A 22,491-nucleotide genomic window follows, 5' to 3' on the forward strand; every position below is an offset into this window, starting at 1 on the left:
TGCATACAAAAATGCCTCCGGATGGAGGCATTTTCATTTACGGCATTACTCTTCGCTTTTTTTCTGTTGGCTCAGGCCGTACTCGCGCAATTTATTGGCAATCGCGGTATGCGAAACGCCGAGGCGCTTGGCCAGCTTGCGCGTGCTGGGATAATTCATATACAGCTGCGTCAGCACGGAGCGTTCAAAGCGGCTGGTAATTTCATCCAGCGACCCTTCCATCACCTCTTCTCCGACCGCAACCGTTGCCGCATCATAATCCGGCAGCAAAATATCCTGTGGCCGCAGCTCATAGCCTTCAAGCTGGGTCAGCGCCCGGTAGATAGCGTTTTTAAGCTGACGCACGTTGCCTGGCCAACCGTAACGGGTTAACACCGTGCTGAGATCGGCGGACAGCTTCGGACGCGGCACGCCCTGCTCATCGGCAAAACGCGCCACAAACAGTTCGGTAAGCGGCATAATATCTTGTGGGCAATCGCGCAGCGGCGGCAGGTTTAACGTCAGTACATTCAGACGATAATAGAGGTCTTCACGGAAAAGTCCTTTCTGCACCAGCTCCACAAGGTTCTTTTGCGTCGCGCAAATCACACGGACATCAACATGAACTTCGTGATCTTCTCCCACGCGACGGAACGTACCGTCATTGAGAAAACGCAGCAATTTGGTCTGCATACGCGGCGACATTTCGCCAATTTCATCTAACAGAACCGAACCGCCATTCGCCTGCTCAAAGAACCCTTTTTTGCCTTCCGGCGCATGGCCAAACAGCTCGCTTTCAACCGCATCTTCAGGGATTGACGCGCAGTTCAGCGCCAGATACGGTTTCGACGCACGCGGGCTTGCCAGATGACATGCATGAGCAAAAAGATCTTTGCCGGTGCCGGTATTACCAGTAATCAGCAGCGGTGCGCTCAGCGTCGCCAGCTTGCGCGCTTGTTCTACGACGTGTTTCATTTTGGCGCTGACGGCAATAATCTGGCTAAACGCGCTGAGATCCTGCGTTGTCATATTTTGCAGCTGACGTCCCATTCGGATGGTGGAGCGCAACATCACCACCGCGCCGGTCAGCATCTGCTCCTGATTTTCGCCCTGCAAATGGACAGGCGTAATTTCCATCAGGAAATTCTGCCCGTTAATCACGACATGTTCGCTATGGGAATCCTGCGGATTGCTTTCCAGCCAGCGCTGAAAGTTAAACCCATTGATTAACTGGGCTGCGGTATGGTTGCGCATCCGCTCCTGGGTGTGCGCAAAAAGTTGACAGCTCGCAGGGTTCGCCATCTCAACTTTGCTTTTCATATCAAGAGAAAGGACCGGTTCTGGCAACGCTTCAAGCAGAGCACTCAGCGCCAGATGTTCACGTTCGGAAGGCATCCAGGGTACGGTACGCACATCCGTAACCCCTGAAATACGGCGGATTTCAGCCATCAGACTGCTGAAGTTGGTGAACTCCAGCTCCGCAAAATTAAGGTAAATTCGCCCGATGGGGTCAATCTCGATACCGCGTAAATCAATGCTTCTCAGCACCAGTAAATCGAGCAATTCGCGGGTCAGACCAAGACGGTCTTCACAAAAGACTTCCAAACGCATAGGAACCTTCACCTGGACAAGGGATTATGTGTTAAATGATAAGACAGTATTTGGTTTGCAGGAAGAACTCTGTCAACAAATATTGACAGCGCGCTGGAAAATTAGGCGCCGGGGCGTAAAGTTATACGATCGGCGCCTGTTTTATAGCTAACTTTCGCGCGGAGATTTGTTCTTTTGTAAGGTCTCTTTCACCTGACCAATCAGTTGACGGCGAAAATCGCCCAGTCGTGGCTTATCATCATCGATCCACGGCAGCGGTCGGCAAAGCTCCATAGCTTTAATGCCCAGACGCGCCGTTAATAACCCCGCGCCAATGCCCTGTGCGGCACGCGTTGATAAGCGGGCGGCTAAATCCTGCGACATCCAGTCCATCCCTACTTCCCGCACCAGCTCACTGGCCCCGGCAAAAGCGATATTCAACAACACCAGGCGGAACAGGCGCAGACGGCTGTAATAACCAAGTTCAATACCATACAGCGATGCAATGCGATTAATCAGCCGCAGATTTCGCCAGGCGATAAACGCCATATCCACCAGCGCCAACGGACTGACGGCAATCATCAGCGTGGACTCTGCTGCTGAACGACTGATCTCACGCCGGGCTTGCGCATCCAGCACCGGCTGCACCAGATGGGCATACAGGCTGACCACTTCGCGATCGTTCTGTGTTTCATGAATTGAGGCATACCAACGCTGCAATGCTGGATGAGACTGATCGATACCCGCCTGCTGCGCCAGTTTTTCACAAAATGCACGACCTTTTCCGGTTCCATGGCTGTGGAGCAAGTCTCGCGCTTCATCACGTTCGTGCGCGCGCTGACGCAATCGCCACAATCTGCGCCACTCGGTCGCCACCGATCCGACACCTGCGCCGATAATCAATGCGCCTGCGGCACATCCTCCCAGCGCGACCCAGTCCTGAGTCTGCCAGGCGTTCATGGTCCACTGCACACCCTGAGCAACAACGCTTACGCCAAACAGCGCCAGCCCGCCCATCACCATCTTGCGCCACAGACTGCGTTTGGGGCGTAAGGCCGCATCAATGACGGCCTCCGCCTGACCTTCGTCTTCCAGGGGTTCATCCACTTTCGCCGGAGAAAAAGTCTGCGCCTCCGTTTCGTTGAACATTTGCTGCGCTTTAAACGCCGTGTTTTGTTCCACGTCCAGCGGACCTGAGAAATCGATACGCGGTTTTAACGGCTCGCTCATCGCAATTTATCTCCTATTAAAAACTCCAGCGCGGCATCAAGGCGGATATGCGGTAAGGGTTTATCGACATCCATAACCTGCGGGCGAAACGCCTCAAACTGAAAGCCCTGGCGGTCCCAAAATGCCTGTCCGGGCAGTCGCGCGGGAACCTCGCCCGGATAAACTGTCAGCGGTTCGCCATCGCTCAGACGATTACCTCGCAGCGCCGGGATCTTTTCACCTTTCACATCGATCAAGCCGCTGGTGGTTGCCTGCACCGATGCCAGCCCCAGACAATCCATGCTGATACCTTCGAACGCCGCGTTTTGCCATGCGTCCTGGATCAGCTGCTGCAATAACGACACCATATTGGCGTGCTGATCGACCGTGACGTGGTCGGCTTTGGTGGCGGCAAACAGCAGCTTGTCGATCACTGGAGAAAATAGCCGACGAAACAGCGTACGCTGCCCGTAATGGAAGCTTTGCATCAACTGGGTAAGCGCCAGGCGCATGTCGTTGAACGCCTGTGGCCCGCTGTTGAGCGGCTGCAGGCAATCGACCAGCACAATCTGGCGGTCAAAGCGCAGGAAGTGATTCTTATAAAACCCTTTGACGACCTTTTCGCAGTAATAATTGAATCTTTCGCGCAACATGCCCGCGTTGGTGTGTTTGTCTGCCTGCGCCAGCTTTGATTCCCCCCAGGCATCGACATCCGGCCACGGGAAGAATTGCAGCGCAGGCGCGCCCGCCATATCCCCGGGCAGGACAAAACGGCCCGGTTGAATAAAATGCAGGCCCTGCTGTTTACACTGATGCAGATACTCCGTCCAGGCGGCAGCAATTTCCGCCAGACGGTTTTCATCAGCAGGCGCCAACGGATCCAGCCCCTGGCATAACTGCCGCCATTTTGCCGACCATTCGCCCCGCTGCCCCTGCAATAATCCGGTCATTTGCCGCGACCAGCTCAGATAATCCTGGGCAAGCATCGGTAAATCGAGCAGCCACTCCCCCGGATAATCGACGATCTCCAGGTACAGCGTGGAGGTGTCTTTAAAGTGGCGCAGTAAAGAGTCATTGGATTTATAGCGCAACGCCAGACGTATTTCACTCACGCCGCGCGTAGGGGTCGGCCAGGTTGGCGGAGAGCCGTACAGTTGCGCCAGTCCCTCATCATAGGTAAAGCGCGGAATGCCAAAATCGCGTTGAGGAACCCGTTTCACGCCGAGCAAACGCTCTTCGCGCACGCAGCTGAGCAACGGCAGACGCGCACCGGCATGAATATTGAGTAACTGGTTTACCATCGCAGTGATAAACGCCGTCTTACCGCTGCGGCTAAGTCCGGTGACAGCCAGGCGTAAATGCCGGTCTACGCCGCGATTAACCAGCGAATTGAGTTCATTTTTAAGTCGCTTCATCGCCATCCCGTTTTGCTGAAGGAACCGAAGAAATTATAACAAACAGGAAGTAAAGATAGGGGTCAATTCTTACTTATCAACTACCTGGGCGGTACCTGGCGGCATTATTCTTACCGCCAGGAGCAGAAGAACTGCGTACGGCTTATTTATTCTCTACTTTAGGAAGCGAGATCTGGTTGATGCCACCTTCATTCGTCACCTGCGTATAGCCCATTTCAGTCAACATATCCTTCGCTTGTCCCGATTGACGCCCGGAGTTGCAGTACAGCTTCACAGTGTCGTTCTTATCAGGAACTTCAGCTGCAATACGTGCCTTCATTTCTTTTAACGGAATATTGACGGCACCCTGAATATGCTGCTGTTGGTATTGCTCAGGAACACGAACATCAATCCAGTGTTCGGCAGCGTAAACCGGCATACCAATGACCAGTGCCAACGCTAATACGCCTTTTTTAAACATAATATCTTCCTGATCGAGAGTTGGATTTCACTACAACACTATACGCCAGTTCTTAAGAAAATATTGCGACTGCATTATCACCGTCTGCAGGCGCGGACGATTGTTCCTCAGGTTACCCATGCTGCAGTTAGCCTGTTGATTTTTGTACCCACATTTGATGTTCCTACCCAACAATTAGGTGAGCAAAGCTGTAATTTATTATTTAATCTGATTGCAGGTGAGAAAGGATTACAGAATATCACGATAGGAACACAAATATTGCTGACCGACTTCCTGATATAAAACCTAGGTATTAATGCTCTGCGAAATAGATTTTTTAGTTCACCCTCAATACCCGTGGTAACGACCCAAAAGAATTCTGACAGCCCACAAATTATATTTGTAAGCTGCCGCAAATTAACTGAGGGAATGTTGATTAATTGTTGCTTTCTTTTGCTGATTCAAATATCAGGGTTGATTACCTGAATAGCGTTTCGACAATTTTGCCGCAGCCCGACTCAACACCGGTTCCAGAACCAACGCCAGCAGCATTTTTAGCGGGCGTCGGGCGACGGACTCCACCGCCCACCCTGCTACACCCGCCGGGCCGTAGCGCAGCGCGGTCAGGAGCACCAGCTTACCTGCTATTTTAAAGCCCGGCTTAACCCTTTGCCCGGCACGTTGCCAGCGATTGTTCATTTCTGTCCTCACAATTGACGGAAGCGACTACGTAAGGAAAAAGTATCGGACGTCACATAACGTTCCATTTCACGTAAACGCTTTTCACTAGCAGCCAGCTCGCGATCGACGGCATCCAACAGCTCACCGCTTGATGGCTGCTGCTCGCCGGAAACCACATTGTCCGGCATCGGGTCCAACACAAAGGTCAGCACGATGTAGGCGACGAAGGTGAAAAAGGCCAGGCCAAAAAAGACTGACAACACCACCAGGATCCGTACCAGTTTCACAGGCACATCGAGATAATGCGCAATACCTGCGCAAACCCCCTTCACCATGCCCTGCTGCGGAATACGCCACAGTTTTTTGTTCAGATTAACGCCTCCCATTAGCGGTCCCTCCAGTTTGGATGTTCAGCATCAAGAATGTCTTCCAGCGCCTGAATGCGCTCGCGCATCCGCTGTGCGTCATCGTTGAGTTCAACCAGGCGTTGCTGTTCACTTTGCGACAGTTCGCCACGGCTGGAACGGTTGCTGTAATGCAGCCAGAGCCAAATCGGTAAAACGAACAACACAAAGATGGTTAACGGGATGGCCAGAAATAGCGCGCTCATGAGTACTCCTTACAGGTGATGAGCGGCGGCGCGTTCGGGCGCCGCCAGATGTTATTATTGCTTGTCTTGCTGCATTTTGGCTTTAAGTTGCGCCAGCTGCTCGCTGATTTCATCATCTGCTTTCAGGTCAGCAAATTGCTGATCCAGAGACTTCTGTTTACCGAAGTTATGGCTTTCAGCCTCAGCTTCCATCTGATCGATACGACGCTCGAAAGATTCAAAGCGCGCCATCGCTTCATCGAGTTTACCGCGGTCCAGTTGACGACGAACATCACGCGAAGAACTCGCTGCCTGATGACGCAACATCAACGCCTGCTGACGAGCACGGGTTTCACTGAGTTTATTTTCCAGCTCACCGATCTCTTTTTTCATACGCGCCAGCGTATCGTCAACCAACGTCACCTCATGCTCCAGAGAGGCAATTAAATCGGTCAGTTTCTGCTTTTCAATTAACGCAGAACGCGCCAGATCTTCTTTCTCTTTACGCAGCGCAAGTTCTGCTTTTTCCTGCCACTCTGCCTGTTGGGCACTGGCCTGTTCGATACGGCGAGATAATTGTTTCTTTTCTGCCAGCGCACGCGCTGAGTTAGAACGTACCTCAACCAGCGTGTCTTCCATTTCCTGGATCATCAACCGCACCAGTTTCTGCGGATCTTCAGCCTTTTCCAGCAACGCATTAATGTTGGCGTTCACGATGTCGGCAAAACGAGAAAAAATACCCATAATGTAATCCTCACTTACTGTTCTGATATCGGGCTATGCCCTGCTGTTTTCGTAATGCACTTGGCGTGCCAACTTTTTATGTAATTGATTTTATTGCAATTATATAAATTTACCTGCCAGGCTAATTAGCGTAAATTGGTGAATAACACTAACAAATGGTGAATTTCATCATGGCTGGATACAAAGATAATCTTCTGGGTGAAGCGAACAGCTTTATTGAAGTGCTGGAGCAGGTTTCTCATCTGGCACCGCTGGATAAACCTGTACTGGTTATAGGTGAGCGCGGGACCGGGAAAGAACTTATTGCCAACCGCCTGCACTACCTCTCCACCCGCTGGCAAGGCCCGTTTATTTCGCTTAACTGCGCGGCGCTAAACGAAAATTTGCTTGATTCCGAACTGTTTGGTCACGAAGCGGGTGCCTTTACCGGCGCGCAAAAACGCCATCCGGGACGTTTCGAACGCGCCGACGGCGGTACGCTGTTTCTCGATGAACTGGCAACCGCCCCGATGTTGGTACAGGAAAAATTGCTGCGCGTTATTGAATATGGCGAGCTGGAGCGCGTTGGTGGCAGCCAGCCATTACAGGTTAACGTACGACTTGTTTGCGCGACCAATGCCGACTTACCTCGCATGGTTAGCGAAGGCACTTTCCGCGCGGACCTGCTGGATCGCCTGGCCTTTGACGTGGTGCAACTCCCACCGTTACGCGAGCGTCAAAGTGACATTATGTTAATGGCCGAACATTTTGCCATTCAGATGTGCCGCGAGATCGGATTACCTCTGTTTCCGGGTTTTAGTGCCGAGGCCAGAGAAACGCTCCTCCACTACCGTTGGCCGGGCAATATTCGTGAACTGAAAAACGTCGTGGAGCGATCCGTTTACCGGCATGGAACCAGTGATTACCCGCTGAATGAGATAATCATTGACCCCTTCCGCCGCCACACTACGCAGCCGCAGGCGCCGGAAACTAAACCGATGTCTGTAGGGTTACCGCTGGATCTGCGTGAATTCCAGCAGCAGCAAGAGAAAGACTTTCTACAAACCAGCTTACAGCAGGCAAAATTTAACCAGAAAAAAGCCGCTGAATTACTGGGTCTGACTTACCATCAGCTTCGCGCTTTGCTGAAAAAACACCAGATTTAACGCACATTTGCAGATGTTATATTGGCGGATTTGACGCATAACCTCATCAGGGTTTACCATGACGCCATTACTGTATAAAAAAACAGGCACAAAATATGGCTCTGGCACTCGTTGGCGAAAAAATTAACAGAAACCGCTTCACCGGTGAGAAAATTGAAAATAGTACATTTTTTAACTGTGATTTTTCAGGTGCCGACCTGAGCGGCACTGAATTTATCGGCTGTCAGTTCTATGATCGTGAAAGCCAGAAAGGGTGCAATTTTAGTCGTGCGATGCTGAAAGATGCCATTTTTAAAAGCTGTGATTTATCCATGGCGGATTTTCGCAATGCCAGTGCGCTTGGCATTGAAATTCGCCACTGTCGTGCGCAAGGCGCAGATTTTCGCGGCGCAAGTTTTATGAATATGATCACTACTCGCACCTGGTTTTGCAGTGCATATATCACTAACACAAATCTAAGCTACGCCAATTTTTCGAAAGTCGTGTTGGAAAAGTGTGAGCTGTGGGAAAACCGTTGGATGGGGGCCCAGGTACTGGGCGCGACGTTCAGTGGTTCAGATCTCTCCGGCGGCGAGTTTTCGACTTTCGACTGGCGAGCAGCAAACTTCACACATTGCGATCTGACCAATTCGGAGTTGGGTGACTTAGATATTCGGCGCGTTGATTTACAAGGCGTTAAGTTGGACAACTACCAGGCATCGTTGCTCATGGAACGTCTTGGCATCGCGATTATTGGCTAGTCTTCAGGGAGCGGTGAATATTCCGCCCCCTGCACAGCTTTTTACCCTTCAGGCATCGCTGAAGAGTGGTGTGTGGAAATTTTCCACTCTTTACCGTCCCATGCATAAGTGAATGTGTAGCGGGCTGAAACCGTTGATTTGTCCGCGAAGGTAAATGTGTAGGTACCGGTGTCTATCGCCTTATTACACCCCAGGCGAATGGTACGCATGTCAATTTTCCCGGTCGGCTTTTTCGCAAGAAAATGCTCGAAATAATCAACACGTTCAGCGTCCGTTAAACGCGCTTTATTGGATACAGTAGGCAACAATACCGCATCGCTAAGATAATTTTCAGATACCGTCTGCGCGTTACCTGTTTTCAATGACTCGTTCCACTTATCAAATAGCGCTTCGATTTGCGCTTTATTCACCTTCACACAGTCTGGAGTCGACGCTGCAAAAACGGCTCCAGGCAATAGGGCAAGTGAAACAACAAGGCTCAGTAATTTATTCATACAATTCATTCCATTAGAAGTTAAATGGCAACAGAAAACCGTTCATAACCAGGATCAAAGCCAAAATGCATTTAATAACCAATGGAAATCATCACCATAAATGGGTGAGAAGATTAAGATGCCATGAAGAAAAAATGGAATTAACATATTGAAATAATTATAGATACTTTAGCTATTACAACTCACATAACGTGTACTGCTTCCTGAATGATTATAGTTCAGCATTGATAGTGACACTCTAAATGCTCGCTCCACACTTCGTTATCGATGCCATACTCCATCTTCCGAGCACACACTGATATCAATCAGTAAACAACGACAGGTACGCCCCCACGTTTATAGCAAGTCAGATGGGCCATGAAAATGCTAAGATAGTTAACAGAGTAGATTCAAAGTGGATAGCAGGTATGAATTTTGACCATGTCGCGGTGTTGAACTCGCGCTTATCGAGCCTGTTACTCCCAAAAACAAACGGTAATGGCAAATGTCATTAAGTATTAGTAAGATAGCCTCTTTATATAATCCATTAAAATTATGCGCCTGGTTTTATCATCTCTGATCGTGATGGCTGGATTTCTGAGTGGTCAGGCTGCTGCTGCGCCTGAGCAAGCTCCGCACGCTGATATCCGTGACAGTGGGTTTGTCTATTGCGTCAGCGGGCAAGTCAATACGTTCAACCCACAAAAAACGAGCAGCGGTCTCATCGTCGATACGTTAGCGGCCCAATTGTATGACCGACTGCTTGATGTAGATCCCTACACCTATCGGCTGGTGCCTGAGCTTGCTGAAAGCTGGGAGGTGCTGGATAACGGCGCAACCTACCGCTTCCATCTGCGTCGTGACGTTCAGTTTCAGAAGACGGCCTGGTTCACCCCCACCCGCAAACTGAATGCAGACGATGTGGTGTTTACCTTCGAGCGCATCTTTGATCGCCACCATCCGTGGCACAATGTGAACGGCAGCAGTTTCCCCTACTTCGACAGCCTGCAGTTTGCCGATAACGTCCAAAGCGTGCGCAAACTGGACAACAACACCGTTGAATTCCGCTTAACGCAACCGGATGCCTCCTTTATGTGGCACCTTGCCACACACTATGCCTCCGTAATGTCGGCGGAATATGCCGCTAATCTGGCAAAACAGGATCGCCAGGAGTTGCTCGACAGACAACCCGTCGGCACAGGCCCGTATCAGCTTTCGGAGAATCGTGCCGGCCAATATATTCGGTTGCAGCGACATGAAAAATTCTGGCGTGGCACTCCTCTGATGCCGCAGGTCGTAGTGGATCTCGGTTCTGGTGGAACCGGACGCTTATCGAAATTACTCACTGGCGAATGTGACGTCCTTGCCTGGCCTGCCGCCAGCCAGCTCAGCATATTGCGTGATGACCCTCGCCTGCGTTTGACGCTGCGCCCGGGGATGAACATTGCCTATCTGGCGTTCAACACCAATAAACCGCCGTTGAATAACCCTGCCGTGCGGCATGCGCTGGCGCTAGCGATCAACAACCAGCGCTTAATGCAGTCTATCTACTACGGGACGGCAGAAACCGCGGCATCTATTTTGCCTCGCGCCTCGTGGGCTTATGATAACGAAGCTAAAATTACAGAATACAACCCGGCAAAATCGCGCGAGCAGCTAAAAGCGCTGGGGCTGGAGAATCTGACGTTACAACTTTGGGTCCCTACCAGCTCTCAGGCCTGGAACCCCAGTCCGCTGAAAACCGCCGAGCTGATTCAGGCAGATATGGCTCAGGTGGGTGTGAAAGTGAAGATCATCCCTGTAGAAGGTCGTTTTCAGGAGGCGAGATTAATGGATATGAACCATGATCTGACGTTATCCGGCTGGGCGACGGACAGTAACGATCCTGACAGTTTTTTCCGGCCGTTGCTCAGCTGTGCCGCCATCAATTCACAGACCAACTTTGCCCACTGGTGTAATCCGCAGTTTGACAGCATTCTGCGCAAGGCTCTTTCTTCGCAGCAGCTTTCATCGCGAATTGATGCCTATGACGAAGCGCAAAATATTCTTGCCCAAGAGTTACCGATCCTGCCACTGGCCTCTTCACTGCGTCTACAGGCTTACCGCTACGACATCAAAGGGTTGGTACTCAGTCCATTCGGTAATGCCTCTTTTGCCGGCGTGTCCAGGGAAAAGAAAGATGAGGTGAAAAAACCATGATTATCTTCACCTTGCGTCGATTTTTATTGCTACTGGTAACCCTGTTCTTCCTGACCTTTATTGGCTTCAGCCTGAGCTACTTCACGCCTCATGCGCCGTTACAGGGTGCATCGCTGTGGAACGCATGGGTATTCTGGTTCAATGGTCTCATTCACTGGGATTTCGGCGTATCCAGTATCAACGGCCAGTTGATCTCAGAGCAGCTGAAAGAGGTGTTCCCGGCCACAATGGAGCTGTGCATTCTTGCCTTTGGTTTTGCACTAATGGTTGGGATCCCCGTTGGTATGCTGGCCGGTATCACGCGGAACAAATGGCAGGACCGCTGCATCAGCGCATTGGCTCTGATGGGGTTTTCTATCCCCGTTTTTTGGCTGGCGCTGCTGCTGACATTGCTCTTCTCGCTGACCCTCGGCTGGTTACCCGTTTCCGGGCGTTTTGATCTTCTCTACGAGGTGAAACCTGTTACCGGTTTTGCCATTATTGATGCGTGGATCTCCGACTCGCCCTGGCGCGATGAAATGCTGGTCAGCGCTATCCGTCATATGGTGCTCCCGGTGCTGACGCTCTCCGTTGCGCCCACCACAGAAGTTATCCGCCTGATGCGTATCAGCACCATTGAGGTCTTTGACCAGAACTACGTCAAAGCGGCGGCCACGCGCGGTCTGTCACGATTAACGATTCTGCGTCGTCACGTCCTGCACAATGCCCTTCCGCCAGTGATCCCGCGTCTGGGATTACAGTTTTCCACCATGCTGACGCTGGCGATGATCACCGAGATGGTCTTTAGCTGGCCCGGTCTTGGTCGTTGGCTGATTAACGCGATTCGCCAGCAGGATTACGCGGCGATTTCAGCGGGCGTGATGGTGATTGGCTCACTGGTTATTATCGTTAACGTCATCTCTGATATTTTGGGTGCTATGGCTAACCCTCTGAAACATAAGGAATGGTATGCCTTACGATAGCGTCTACAGCGAAAAACGCCCGCCAGGTACGTTGCGCACCGCATGGCGCAATTTCTATGGCGATGCGACTGCGATGATCGGCCTGTACGGCTGTGCGGGACTGGCTATTCTGTGTATTTTTGGTGGTTGGTTTGCCCCTTACGGCATCGATCAGCAATTTCTCGGCTATCAGCTTTTACCGCCGTCATGGTCGCGCTATGGCGAAGTCTCATTCTTCCTCGGGACTGACGATCTGGGACGTGACGTTTTAAGTCGTCTGCTCAGCGGTGCGGCCCCGACCGTTGGCGGCGCGTTTGTCGTCACTCTTGCCGCCACGCTGTGTGGCCTGGTATTGGGCGTAGTTGCCGGTGCGACGCACGGCTTGCGCTCTGCGGTGCTGAACCACATTCTGGACACCCTGCTGTCGATCCCTTCTCTGCTGCTGGCGATTATTGTGGTGGCCTTTGCCGGGCCGCATCTGACACACGCCATGTTTGCCGTCTGGCTGGCGCTGCTGCCGCGCATGGTGCGCTCCGTTTACAGCATGGTGCATGACGAGCTGGAGAAAGAGTACGTCATTGCCGCTCGCCTGGACGGTGCAACCACACTGAATATTCTGTGGTTCGCCGTTCTGCCCAATATTACCGCTGGCCTTATTACTGAAATCACCCGCGCACTGTCGATGGCGATTCTGGATATCGCCGCGCTGGGTTTTCTCGATCTTGGCGCACAGCTGCCGTCCCCGGAATGGGGAGCCATGCTCGGCGACGCGCTGGAGCTGATTTATGTCGCACCGTGGACGGTGATGCTGCCAGGCGCGGCAATTATGATAAGCGTGTTGCTGGTTAACCTACTGGGTGACGGCGTGCGCCGCGCAATTATTGCGGGGGTGGAGTAATGCCATTACTGGATATCCGCAACCTGACCATTGAATTCAGGACCGGTGACGACTGGGTAAAGGCTGTTGATCGTGTCAGCATGACCTTGAATGAGGGTGAAATCCGCGGGCTGGTCGGCGAATCTGGCTCCGGCAAAAGTCTGATCGCTAAGGCCATTTGCGGCGTCGCTAAAGATAACTGGCGCGTAACCGCAGACCGTATGCGTTTTGATGATATCGATCTGCTACGCCTTTCCGCGCGTGAACGACGCAAACTGGTCGGTCATAACGTCTCCATGATCTTTCAGGAGCCGCAGTCATGTCTCGATCCGTCCGAGCGTATCGGACGTCAACTGATGCAAAATATTCCGGCATGGACCTACAAAGGTCGCTGGTGGCAGCGCATCGGTTGGCGCAAACGCCGTGCGATTGAACTCTTGCACCGCGTCGGGATAAAAGACCATAAAGACGCCATGCGCAGCTTTCCATATGAGCTGACCGATGGCGAATGCCAGAAGGTCATGATCGCTATCGCATTAGCGAATCAGCCGCGTTTGCTGATTGCCGATGAACCAACGAACGCGATGGAGCCAACCACCCAGGCGCAAATTTTCCGTCTGCTAACCCGTCTGAATCAAAACAGCAATACCACCATTTTGTTGATAAGCCATGACCTGCAAATGCTCAGCCAGTGGGCTGACAAAATCAACGTGATGTACTGCGGGCAAACGGTCGAAACCGCGCCAAGTAAAGATTTGGTGACCATTCCTCATCATCCTTATACTCAAGCGTTGATTCGCGCTATTCCGGATTTTGGTAGCGCAATGCCGCACAAAAGCCGCCTGAATACCATGCCAGGAGCTATTCCATTGCTGGAACAATTACCCATCGGCTGCCGTCTGGGGCCACGCTGTCCTTATGCACAACGCGAATGTATTGAAACCCCAAGACTGACCGGAGCAAAAAATCATCTCTACGCCTGTCATTTCCCGCTGAACATGGAGAGAGAGTGAGATGGTAGAAACCCTGCTCGAAGTTCGTAATCTGAGCAAAACCTTTCGCTACCGGACAGGTTTATTTCGCCGCCAGACCGTTGAGGCCGTTAAGCCCCTGAGTTTCACCCTGCGTGAACGTCAGACGCTCGCCGTCATTGGTGAAAACGGTTCGGGGAAATCTACGCTGGCAAAAATGTTGGCGGGTATGATTGAACCCACCAGCGGTGAGCTGCTGATTGACGATCATCCGTTAAAATATGGCGATTATTCATTTCGTAGTCAGCGGATCCGTATGATTTTCCAGGATCCGTCAACATCGCTTAATCCGCGGCAACGTATCTCGCAGATCCTTGATTTTCCGCTACGTCTGAATACCGACCTCGAGCCTGAGCAGCGTCGTAAACAGATCGTGGAGACCATGCGCATGGTCGGGCTGCTGCCCGATCACGTAAGCTATTACCCACATATGTTGGCCCCAGGGCAAAAACAGCGTCTGGGCCTTGCCCGTGCGCTCATTTTACGCCCCAAAGTCATTATCGCCGACGAAGCCCTGGCCTCTCTGGACATGTCGATGCGTTCACAGCTCATCAATCTGATGCTGGAATTGCAGGAAAAACAGGGGATTTCGTATATCTATGTGACCCAACATATTGGCATGATGAAGCACATCAGCGATCAGGTATTAGTCATGCATCAGGGCGAAGTGGTAGAACGCGGCAGTACAGCGGATGTTCTGGCATCCCCGCTTCATGAGCTTACCCGCCGCCTGATTGCAGGTCATTTCGGCGAAGCGCTCACCGCTGATGCCTGGCGAAAAGATCGTTAGCAAACGGCTGCCCTCCTCAACCGGGGGGCAATCTGTCATCAGTGACACAACGTGGGTAAGAGCAGCGTATCAACTTCGGTAAACGCGACTGACGGGTAAAGGGCACCACCTTGCATTGCCCAGACACCTGCGGTACTGGCCTCGTCGATAAGTCGTACTGTTTCTACTCCCTTCACCACAACACGGTCGCAATATTCCCTGATATTTTTGATAAGCACCGGGAACATCGGTTTTTCTACCTGTTCCAGGAAGAAACCGCGATCCAGTTTCACAACGTCAAAATGACCGCAAACCAGCGGACTGGCCCCTACGCTGCCGGAGCCAAGATCGCCCAACCACAATGCGTTTGGGCCGTCGCGAAGTGAATTAATCAACAGATTATTCAGGCACACGGTATTCGACAGAAAACGTTCTGAAAGTTCCAGTGCAATAAATGGTAGAGCATGTAAGGCCGACTTGATGGCTGGATCACCAATCGCCAGCAGTGCCATTTCGTCAATGAGGTTCAGGGTGCAAATAAGGCTGTTGCGCTCAAACCAGTCACGCTTTTCGGCAATTAGTCGAATTTGCTCGAGCATGAAATTACGCTTTTGTTCGCTATCCCACGCTGAAATGATGAAATCTGGATGCAACGGGTGAACCGTATCTGAAGTAAACCGGGCGTTAATCTCTACACCCAGTAATTTATCTGTTGTGTCTCTCATCGGTTCCGCGATGAAATGATAGTGCATAAGACCACTCCAATTGATCATAACATCCTGATAATGCACTTCTAATCACAATCAATCAATAATATCGATCAATGAATCAATATTGATCGATAAAAACAATATATCATAACAAGCTGAATATTGTCATGTTTTATGTTTTAAGAAAGTTCCTACCTTGCTATGTTTATTAACATCAGCTAGCAATGAAATAATACCATTTCAATGCCTTTGAAACCTCGTATTTTCTCTGATTCACCGACGTTAGATGCCTGAACGAAGCATAAGCGGAGGGGGATGATATACTCCTCACTTGTAATGACGTGACAGGTCACGTGAGGCGGATAACCATTCTCCAGGGAAAAAGCGTGGGATATAATTTCAGGCCAATTTCGAGTGTGTTTGATGCGTCAATCATAACTCATTGATTGATAAAAGATAAGTGTTAACCAAAAGGATTAAAGCCATGGGTTTTTTATCAGGTAAGCGCATTCTGGTGACAGGCCTTGCCAGTAAATTGTCTATCGCATGGGGAATCGCTCAGGCGATGCATCGCGAAGGTGCCGAACTGGCGTTCACCTACCAGAACGACAAGCTGAAAGGTCGTGTGGAAGAATTTGCAGCGCAATTAGGCTCCAACATTGTTTTGCAGTGTGATGTAGCTGAAGATGCCAGCATTGACGCCATGTTTGCTGAACTGAGCAAAGCCTGGCCGAAATTCGACGGTTTCGTACACTCCATCGGCTTCGCACCTGCTGACCAACTGGATGGTGATTATGTGAATGCAGTTACCCGCGAAGGATTTAAAATTGCGCATGACATTAGCGCTTATAGCTTTGTTGCGATGGCAAAAGCATGTCGTTCCATGCTAAACCCTGGCTCTGCGCTATTGACGTTGTCCTATCTGGGCGCAGAGCGTGCAATCCCGAACTATAACGTGATGGGCCTGGCGAAAGCCTCATTGGAAGCAAACGTCCGTTATATGGCTAACGCAATGGGGCCTGAAGGCGTACGCGTAAACGCAATTTCCGCAGGTCCAATCCGCACCCTCGCCGCTTCCGGTATCAAAGATTTCCGTAAAATGCTGGCCCATTGCGAAGCTGTTACGCCGATTCGCCGCACTGTTACCATTGAAGATGTGGGCAACTCTGCGGCATTCCTGTGTTCCGATCTTTCTGCCGGTATCTCAGGTGAAGTTGTACACGTTGACGGTGGTTTCAGCATAGCTGCAATGAATGAACTAGAACTGAAATAATCATCCACTCTTCTCTGGGCGGCCCACTGTCGCCCGTGATGCTCGTTTTTAATTCCCCTCTACCCTGTCCCATATATGCTTTTCTGATATTTATTATCACGTAACAATCTTTCATCCCCTCTTCTGCTTACGTCAGGATATTGCAGCGCAAACGATCCGGCGTAGTGGTATGACGACGTGTCCGGGTCGCCACTTTTTAGACCAAGGACCGCCCATGGAACAACGCCGAATTGAAGGCAAAAGCCACTGGTATCATGAGACGCAATCCAGCATGTATCCACAAGATGTTCTGCCGCTGGTGCCGGAAGCCGCTCATGTCGACGACTGCTTTTTACTGGATCTGGCGATATCTGATGACGCCCTTTTACCTTTTCAATCCTGGTTAATCCCTGCCCGTAAACTTGCACAGATCCTCTTCCCGACCCACGTAAACCTGAGTCAGATGCACACATTCAGCGCCTATGAACGGATGAGTACGGCGTTAACCGTCGCTCAGGTATATGGCGTCCAGCGATTATGTAATCACTATGCCGCGCGTCTAACACCGCTTCCTGGGCCGGACTCCTCGCGGGAAAGTAACCATCGACTGGCGCAAATCACCCAATATGCTCGTCAACTTGCCAGCTCTCCTGCCGTGATAGGCGCGCGCGATCGCCAGCATCTGGATGCAGTCGGGCTGACCACCAGCGATAGCATTCTGATGAATCAAATTATCGGATTCGTCGGTTTTCAGGCCCGTATCGTGGCCCTGTTTCAGGCCTGGTGTGGACATCCGGTGCGCCGAATTCCGGGTCTCGATATACAACAATTCGCTCACGCTTCACCATTTAGTGCAGCAAACGCTACCTGGCACGCTTCGCCATTCCCGATTGAAAAACATCTTAATCATGATGAGTCGATAGACAGACGTTATCCCGAGGAACTGCAAGCGTTACTGCCATTACTGATACATTCCCCCGTCATTTTGGATTTACTCGGGTCGCTCATTTCCAGCACGCAACGTAGCGGGATACCGGTACAGGCATTTTCATTGGCGGCGCTGATGACTTCGCGGATTAATGGCAGCGTGGCCTGTTTTAATGAACATGCGTATTCAGCTCATGAATTAACCGAGGCCATTACCGTTCTTCGTCAGGATGAACGTGAATTACAACGTTGGGAACAACGACATCCGGTTGAGCGCGTCACCCTACAGGCGGTACAATGGCTGACCCGGGCGCCCGACCGCTTTAGCACCGCACTGTTAACGCCTTTGTTCGATCAGGGAATCTCTTCAGAGCAGGCCATTAACCTGCTAGCCTGGAGTGGATTGTGCGGATGGTTGAATCGCTTGAAAATCGCGCTGGGCGACACTGATTAACCGATCCACTTACTGAAAGAGCGCTTGCTGCAACTGGCAGAATCGCGTAAAACTGTCAGCCGCTCTTTTAGCCACGAAAATAGACAATTATGCTTCAGGACAACCCGCTGCTAGCGCAGCTTAAACAGCAACTACATTCCCAGACGCCACGTGCTGAAGGGGTGGTAAAAGCCACGGAAAAAGGCTTTGGCTTCCTGGAAGTCGATGCACAAAAAAGCTATTTCATTCCACCGCCGCAGATGAAAAAAGTGATGCATGGCGACCGTATTGTTGCGGTTATCCATACAGAAAAAGACCGTGAGTCTGCTGAGCCGGAAGAACTGATCGAACCCTTCCTGACGCGCTTCGTGGGTAAAGTTCAGGGCAAAAATGACCGTCTGTCCATTGTGCCGGATCATCCGTTACTGAAAGATGCTATTCCTTGTCGTGCAGCCCGCGGCGTTGAACATGAATTTAAAGAAGGCGACTGGGCTGTTGCAGAAATGCGCCGCCATCCGCTGAAAGGCGATCGCACCTTCTACGCCGAGTTAACCCAATTTATCACTTTTGCTGATGACCACTTTGTCCCGTGGTGGGTCACACTGGCACGCCATAATCTGGAAAAAGAAGCACCAGACGGTGTAGCAACCGAAATGCTGGACGAAGGCCTTGTTCGTGAAGATTTAACCGCCCTCAATTTCGTCACCATCGACAGCGCCAGCACCGAAGATATGGACGATGCGCTGTATGCTGAAGAACAAGCTGACGGCACGCTACAATTAACCGTCGCCATTGCCGACCCAACAGCCTGGATTGCAGAAGGCAGCAAGCTGGATAAAACGGCTAAAATTCGCGCGTTCACCAATTATTTACCGGGGTTCAATATCCCGATGTTACCACGTGAATTGTCTGACGATCTCTGCTCTCTGCGCGCGAACGAAGTGCGCCCGGTTTTAGCTTGTCGTATGAGCATTACCGCCGATGGCACGATTGAAGACAACATCACCTTCTTCGCCGCAACCATCGAGTCTAAAGCGAAGCTGGCCTATGACAATGTTTCCGACTGGCTGGAAGGTACTGGCGAGTGGCAACCAGAAAACGACGCGATTGCGGAACAAATCCGTCTGCTGCATCGTATTTGCCTGAGCCGAGGAGAGTGGCGTCATAACCACGCGCTGGTCTTTAAAGATCGCCCGGATTACCGTTTCGTTCTCGGTGAAAAAGGTGAAGTACTGGACATCGTCGCTGAGCCACGCCGCATCGCAAACCGTATCGTGGAAGAATCCATGATTGCGGCAAATATTTGCGCCGCCCGTGTGCTTCGCGACAAGCTGGGCTTCGGTATTTATAACGTCCATATGGGATTCGACCCGGCCAACGCCGACGCTCTGGCCGCGCTGCTGAAAACCCACGGTATGCACGTCGATGCCGAAGAAGTACTGACACTGGAAGGTTTCTGCAAACTGCGCCGCGAACTGGATGCACAGCCATCCGGCTTCCTCGACAGCCGAATTCGCCGCTTCCAGTCTTACGCTGAAATTAGTATTGAGCCAGGTCCACACTTTGGGCTGGGTCTGGAGGCATATGCCACCTGGACTTCCCCAATCCGTAAGTACGGCGATATGATCAACCACCGTCTGCTTAAGGCTGTTATCAAAGGCGAAACCGTCGCCCGCCCTCAGGATGATACCACCGTGCAAATGGCAGAACGCCGTCGCCTGAACCGGATGGCTGAGCGTGATGTGGGTGACTGGCTATACGCCCGTTTCCTGAGTGATAAAGCCGGAACTGACACCCGCTTTGCGGCCGAGATCATCGACGTCAGCCGCGGCGGCATGCGCGTACGTTTGGTTGATAATGGCGCTGTTGCCTTTATTCCTGCACCCTTCCTGCACGCCGTGCGTGATGAACTGGTCTGCAGCCAGGAAAGTGGTACCGTACAAATCAAAGGTGAAGTGGTTTACAAAGTCACTGATGTGATTGACGTAACTATCGCCGAAGTTCGCATGGAAACCCGTAGCGTTATCGCGCGTCCAGCAGCGTAAACTGACAAATCCAACGACCTTTCTCTTTTTTGAAAGGTCGTTTTCTTTTTTTAGCGGCCAAATTTCAACCACACACTACACTTCTCTTATCCAGTCAAAATTTTTTTTTACTATTTTTCAGTTCCGCTGGCTTTGCTTTTTATGGATTCTGGATTACATATAAATATATAAATAAAACAATACGTTCAGCCATAATCACCCTGAATGAATCATGGCTACCCTTACTTTTGAGGCTTTATGCGCTTTAAACGGGATAGTACACATCATGAAAGACGTCCGGGAGCTGGTTACGTTGTATAGCTATGTGGGCACTCATAACCCCTACTGGCGTTTGTCAGAGGATTGCAACATCCTGCATTTCTCTATTGACGAAACAGCAGACGCTGAGCAGACCATCGAATTATCACCCGAGCAGGCCGACCGCATTCGCGAGATGACGGTAATTACGTCAAGCCTGTTGATGACATTACCTATTGAAGATGACGATATTCCGGTACATTTGGTCGGGCGGAAAATCAATAAGCGCGAATGGGCCGGCAGCGCATCAGCCTGGGATGACACCCCTTCCGTCGCACGCGATCTGGCTCAAGGTCTCTCTTTTGCCGAGCAGGTGGTTTCAGAAGCCAACTCCGTTATTGTCATTCTTGACCGCATGGGCAACATTCAGCGTTTTAACCGTCTGTGCGAAGAGTACACCGGACTCAGAGAACGTGAAGTCATTGGCCAAAGCGTATTCACACTGTTTATGAGTCGACGTGAAGCCGCAGCCTCCAGACGCAACATCGAGGTCTTTTTTCGCGAAGGCAACTCATATGAAGTCGAACGTTGGGTGAAGACCTGCAAAGGTCAGCGCCTGTTTCTTTTTCGCAATAAGTTTGTACATAACGGTAGCGGCAAGAACGAAATATTTCTGATCTGTTCCGGCACCGATATCACTGAAGAACGCCGCGCGCAGGAACGCCTGCGTATGTTGGCTAATACCGACTCCATCACCGGATTACCGAACCGTAACGCCATTCATGAGCTGATAAGCGACGCGATTGAGAACGCAGGTGATACTCAGGTTGGGATTGTATATCTCGATCTGGATAACTTCAAAAAGGTGAACGATGCCTACGGGCATATGTTTGGCGATCAGCTATTACAGAGTGTGTCGCTTGCAATCCTCAGTTGTCTTGACGACAACCAGCTATTGGCTCGGTTTGGCGGTGATGAATTTATCGTCCTTGCCACCGAAACGTCCCAGAGCACTCTGGAAGCTACCGCATCGCGCATTCTGACACGCCTGCGTCAGCCCTTTCGCATTGGCCTGATTGAAGTCTATACAGGCTGCTCTATTGGTATTTCCCTTGCTCCACAGCATGGTCAGGACTGCGAGAGCGTCATTCGTAACGCCGATACGGCCATGTACACCGCGAAAGAAGGCGGCCGCGGACAGTTTTGTGTTTTCTCTCCGGAAATGAATCAGCGGGTATTTGAATACCTGTGGCTGGATACTAACCTGCGCAAGGCGCTGGAAAACGATCAACTGGTTATCCATTATCAGCCAAAGATAACCTGGCGAGGCGAAGTGCGCAGCCTGGAGGCGCTGGTACGCTGGCAGTCTCCGGAACGCGGCCTCATTCCACCACTGGAATTTATCTCCTACGCCGAAGAGTCAGGGCTTATCGTTCCGCTGGGTCGCTGGGTTATTCTGGACGTTGTGCGTCAGGTCGCAAAATGGCGCGCCAAGGGAATCAATCTGCGCGTGGCGGTAAACGTTTCTGCCCGCCAGCTCGCCGATCAGACGCTATTTACCGATCTCAAACAGGTGCTTCATGAACTCGACTTTGAATATTGCCCCATCGATGTCGAGTTAACGGAAAGCAGTTTGATTGAAAATGAGCAGTTGGCACTGTCCGTCATTCAGCAGTTTAGCCAGTTGGGGGCGCAAATCCATTTGGATGATTTTGGTACTGGATATTCGTCACTGTCTCAACTGGCCCGCTTCCCGCTTGATGCAATTAAACTGGATCAGACCTTTGTCAGGGATGTACACAAACAACCTATTTCGCAGTCGCTGGTACGTGCCATTGTTGCGGTCGCACAGGCACTCAATCTGCAGGTCATCGCCGAAGGTGTTGAAAGCGCGAAAGAGGATGCGTTTTTAACCAAAAATGGTGTCAACGAGCGTCAGGGTTTTTTGTTTGCCAAACCAATGCCAGCGGCTGCATTTGAACGTTGGTATCGACGACATCTGAATAAAAAAACGCGCTAATGCTGTGGGATCAAACGTCATTAATAGCCATAAATGGACATTACGT

21 protein-coding genes and 1 pseudogene are annotated in these 22,491 nt (G+C 51.1%); 12 read left to right on the forward strand and 10 right to left on the reverse strand.

The annotated features are described in order from the left end of the window. Positions 1-45: 45 nt before the first annotated feature. The 4 genes from tyrR to pspE all read right to left on the reverse strand — a co-directional run bounded on the left by tyrR (position 46) and on the right by pspE (position 4,653). Positions 46-1,590 carry a transcriptional regulator TyrR gene (gene tyrR / locus OGY68_RS18690; protein ID WP_008784910.1) on the reverse strand — a complete coding sequence of 515 codons (1,545 nt, stop codon included), beginning with the start codon at positions 1,588-1,590 and terminating at the stop codon, positions 46-48. Positions 1,591-1,737: 147 nt separating this feature from the next. Next, entirely contained in the window at positions 1,738-2,799 is a 1,062-nt protein-coding gene (locus tag OGY68_RS18695; RefSeq protein ID WP_032943592.1) for a YcjF family protein, read from the reverse strand. Beyond that, entirely contained in the window at positions 2,796-4,193 is a 1,398-nt protein-coding gene (locus tag OGY68_RS18700; protein WP_032944430.1) for a YcjX family GTP-binding protein, read from the reverse strand. The genes OGY68_RS18695 and OGY68_RS18700 overlap by 4 nt, the downstream gene beginning before the upstream one ends. A gap of 142 nt (positions 4,194-4,335) precedes the next feature. After that, a complete protein-coding gene (pspE, locus tag OGY68_RS18705) occupies positions 4,336-4,653 on the reverse strand; it encodes a thiosulfate sulfurtransferase PspE (protein ID WP_057067372.1) in 318 nt (105 codons plus the stop codon). Positions 4,654-4,809: 156 nt separating this feature from the next. Between pspE and OGY68_RS18710 the strand changes: the two are divergent. Beyond that, a pseudogene (locus OGY68_RS18710) lies at positions 4,810-4,935 on the forward strand (LacI family DNA-binding transcriptional regulator); the annotation flags it as partial. 165 nt (positions 4,936-5,100) lie between these two features. Here OGY68_RS18710 and pspD read toward each other — a convergent pair. The 4 genes from pspD to pspA are packed head-to-tail and all read right to left on the reverse strand — an operon-like array spanning position 5,101 to position 6,646. Then, entirely contained in the window at positions 5,101-5,331 is a 231-nt protein-coding gene (gene pspD, locus OGY68_RS18715) for a phage shock protein PspD (protein ID WP_057067371.1), read from the reverse strand. A gap of 8 nt (positions 5,332-5,339) precedes the next feature. Further along, positions 5,340-5,699 (reverse strand): envelope stress response membrane protein PspC, encoded by a 360-nt coding sequence (gene pspC, locus OGY68_RS18720; RefSeq protein ID WP_003020497.1) that lies wholly within the window; start codon positions 5,697-5,699, stop codon positions 5,340-5,342. Beyond that, positions 5,699-5,923: an envelope stress response membrane protein PspB gene (gene pspB, locus OGY68_RS18725; protein ID WP_003020509.1), complete on the reverse strand. Its 225-nt coding sequence runs from the start codon at positions 5,921-5,923 to the stop codon at positions 5,699-5,701. The genes pspC and pspB overlap by 1 nt, the downstream gene beginning before the upstream one ends. Before the next feature lie 54 nt (positions 5,924-5,977). Beyond that, positions 5,978-6,646 (reverse strand): phage shock protein PspA, encoded by a 669-nt coding sequence (pspA, locus tag OGY68_RS18730; RefSeq protein ID WP_057067370.1) that lies wholly within the window; start codon positions 6,644-6,646, stop codon positions 5,978-5,980. Between the two features lie 155 nt (positions 6,647-6,801). Here pspA and pspF point away from each other — a divergent pair, with 155 nt between their 5' ends. Both pspF and OGY68_RS18740 read left to right on the forward strand, forming a co-directional pair. Next, positions 6,802-7,791, forward strand: a complete 990-nt coding sequence (gene pspF, locus OGY68_RS18735; RefSeq protein ID WP_172111135.1) for a phage shock protein operon transcriptional activator — start codon at positions 6,802-6,804, stop codon at positions 7,789-7,791. Between the two features lie 95 nt (positions 7,792-7,886). Further along, positions 7,887-8,531, forward strand: coding sequence for a quinolone resistance pentapeptide repeat protein QnrB2 (locus tag OGY68_RS18740; protein ID WP_012695489.1), 645 nt, complete (start codon positions 7,887-7,889; stop codon positions 8,529-8,531). A 41-nt stretch (positions 8,532-8,572) separates the two neighbouring features. Here OGY68_RS18740 and OGY68_RS18745 read toward each other — a convergent pair whose 3' ends face one another. Then, on the reverse strand, positions 8,573-9,025 hold the full coding sequence (locus tag OGY68_RS18745) for an SgcJ/EcaC family oxidoreductase (protein WP_003833285.1): 453 nt from the start codon (positions 9,023-9,025) through the stop codon (positions 8,573-8,575). Between the two features lie 534 nt (positions 9,026-9,559). Here OGY68_RS18745 and sapA point away from each other — a divergent pair. Genes sapA through sapF form a run of 5 tightly spaced genes read left to right on the forward strand, consistent with a single transcriptional unit; the run spans position 9,560 to position 14,842 of the window. Beyond that, the gene (sapA, locus tag OGY68_RS18750) at positions 9,560-11,203 is read left to right on the forward strand and encodes an ABC transporter substrate-binding protein SapA (protein WP_003833288.1); all 1,644 of its coding nucleotides are present in this window, start codon (positions 9,560-9,562) and stop codon (positions 11,201-11,203) included. Continuing rightward, complete coding sequence (gene sapB, locus OGY68_RS18755) at positions 11,200-12,165, forward strand: peptide ABC transporter permease SapB (protein ID WP_003020545.1); 966 nt, start codon at positions 11,200-11,202, stop codon at positions 12,163-12,165. Before sapA ends, sapB begins: the two co-directional genes overlap by 4 nt. Continuing rightward, positions 12,152-13,042 (forward strand): peptide ABC transporter permease SapC, encoded by an 891-nt coding sequence (gene sapC / locus OGY68_RS18760; RefSeq protein WP_003833291.1) that lies wholly within the window; start codon positions 12,152-12,154, stop codon positions 13,040-13,042. Before sapB ends, sapC begins: the two co-directional genes overlap by 14 nt. Beyond that, a complete protein-coding gene (gene sapD, locus OGY68_RS18765; protein ID WP_003020556.1) occupies positions 13,042-14,034 on the forward strand; it encodes a peptide ABC transporter ATP-binding protein SapD in 993 nt (330 codons plus the stop codon). The genes sapC and sapD overlap by 1 nt, the downstream gene beginning before the upstream one ends. A gap of 1 nt (position 14,035) precedes the next feature. Beyond that, positions 14,036-14,842: a peptide ABC transporter ATP-binding protein SapF gene (sapF, locus tag OGY68_RS18770; protein ID WP_003020558.1), complete on the forward strand. Its 807-nt coding sequence runs from the start codon at positions 14,036-14,038 to the stop codon at positions 14,840-14,842. A gap of 38 nt (positions 14,843-14,880) precedes the next feature. Here the strand turns inward: sapF and OGY68_RS18775 are convergent, their stop codons facing one another. Beyond that, positions 14,881-15,573 carry an EAL domain-containing protein gene (locus tag OGY68_RS18775; RefSeq protein WP_032943595.1) on the reverse strand — a complete coding sequence of 231 codons (693 nt, stop codon included), beginning with the start codon at positions 15,571-15,573 and terminating at the stop codon, positions 14,881-14,883. A 442-nt stretch (positions 15,574-16,015) separates the two neighbouring features. On the opposite strand from OGY68_RS18775, the gene fabI reads away from it, so the two are divergent. From fabI to pdeR, 4 genes are all read left to right on the forward strand, one after another. After that, on the forward strand, positions 16,016-16,804 hold the full coding sequence (gene fabI / locus OGY68_RS18780) for an enoyl-ACP reductase FabI (RefSeq protein ID WP_020996373.1): 789 nt from the start codon (positions 16,016-16,018) through the stop codon (positions 16,802-16,804). A 214-nt stretch (positions 16,805-17,018) separates the two neighbouring features. Further along, positions 17,019-18,164, forward strand: coding sequence for a CMD domain-containing protein (locus tag OGY68_RS18785; protein ID WP_057067368.1), 1,146 nt, complete (start codon positions 17,019-17,021; stop codon positions 18,162-18,164). Positions 18,165-18,253: 89 nt separating this feature from the next. Continuing rightward, the gene (locus OGY68_RS18790; protein ID WP_057067367.1) at positions 18,254-20,188 is read left to right on the forward strand and encodes an exoribonuclease II; all 1,935 of its coding nucleotides are present in this window, start codon (positions 18,254-18,256) and stop codon (positions 20,186-20,188) included. A gap of 265 nt (positions 20,189-20,453) precedes the next feature. Then, positions 20,454-22,445, forward strand: coding sequence for a cyclic di-GMP phosphodiesterase (gene pdeR / locus OGY68_RS18795; protein ID WP_008784927.1), 1,992 nt, complete (start codon positions 20,454-20,456; stop codon positions 22,443-22,445). Positions 22,446-22,491: the final 46 nt, after the last annotated feature.

This window comes from Citrobacter sp. Cpo065, assembly GCF_030332805.1.
Lineage (GTDB): Bacteria > Pseudomonadota > Gammaproteobacteria > Enterobacterales > Enterobacteriaceae > Citrobacter > Citrobacter portucalensis.

Coding starts and splice junctions, on each gene's coding strand:
- pspA (WP_057067370.1), bottom strand. CDS start 6,646: ATGGGTATTTTTTCTCGTTTTGCCGACATCGTGAACGCCAACATTAAT.
- pspF (WP_172111135.1), top strand. CDS start 6,802: ATGGTGAATTTCATCATGGCTGGATACAAAGATAATCTTCTGGGTGAA.
- OGY68_RS18695 (WP_032943592.1), bottom strand. CDS start 2,799: ATGAGCGAGCCGTTAAAACCGCGTATCGATTTCTCAGGTCCGCTGGAC.
- pspE (WP_057067372.1), bottom strand. CDS start 4,653: ATGTTTAAAAAAGGCGTATTAGCGTTGGCACTGGTCATTGGTATGCCG.
- sapB (WP_003020545.1), top strand. CDS start 11,200: ATGATTATCTTCACCTTGCGTCGATTTTTATTGCTACTGGTAACCCTG.
- fabI (WP_020996373.1), top strand. CDS start 16,016: ATGGGTTTTTTATCAGGTAAGCGCATTCTGGTGACAGGCCTTGCCAGT.
- tyrR (WP_008784910.1), bottom strand. CDS start 1,590: ATGCGTTTGGAAGTCTTTTGTGAAGACCGTCTTGGTCTGACCCGCGAA.
- OGY68_RS18745 (WP_003833285.1), bottom strand. CDS start 9,025: ATGAATAAATTACTGAGCCTTGTTGTTTCACTTGCCCTATTGCCTGGA.
- OGY68_RS18790 (WP_057067367.1), top strand. CDS start 18,254: ATGCTTCAGGACAACCCGCTGCTAGCGCAGCTTAAACAGCAACTACAT.
- OGY68_RS18775 (WP_032943595.1), bottom strand. CDS start 15,573: ATGCACTATCATTTCATCGCGGAACCGATGAGAGACACAACAGATAAA.
- OGY68_RS18740 (WP_012695489.1), top strand. CDS start 7,887: ATGGCTCTGGCACTCGTTGGCGAAAAAATTAACAGAAACCGCTTCACC.
- pspB (WP_003020509.1), bottom strand. CDS start 5,923: ATGAGCGCGCTATTTCTGGCCATCCCGTTAACCATCTTTGTGTTGTTC.
- sapD (WP_003020556.1), top strand. CDS start 13,042: ATGCCATTACTGGATATCCGCAACCTGACCATTGAATTCAGGACCGGT.
- pspD (WP_057067371.1), bottom strand. CDS start 5,331: ATGAACAATCGCTGGCAACGTGCCGGGCAAAGGGTTAAGCCGGGCTTT.
- sapC (WP_003833291.1), top strand. CDS start 12,152: ATGCCTTACGATAGCGTCTACAGCGAAAAACGCCCGCCAGGTACGTTG.
- OGY68_RS18785 (WP_057067368.1), top strand. CDS start 17,019: ATGGAACAACGCCGAATTGAAGGCAAAAGCCACTGGTATCATGAGACG.
- OGY68_RS18700 (WP_032944430.1), bottom strand. CDS start 4,193: ATGAAGCGACTTAAAAATGAACTCAATTCGCTGGTTAATCGCGGCGTA.
- sapA (WP_003833288.1), top strand. CDS start 9,560: ATGCGCCTGGTTTTATCATCTCTGATCGTGATGGCTGGATTTCTGAGT.
- sapF (WP_003020558.1), top strand. CDS start 14,036: ATGGTAGAAACCCTGCTCGAAGTTCGTAATCTGAGCAAAACCTTTCGC.
- pdeR (WP_008784927.1), top strand. CDS start 20,454: ATGAAAGACGTCCGGGAGCTGGTTACGTTGTATAGCTATGTGGGCACT.
- pspC (WP_003020497.1), bottom strand. CDS start 5,699: ATGGGAGGCGTTAATCTGAACAAAAAACTGTGGCGTATTCCGCAGCAG.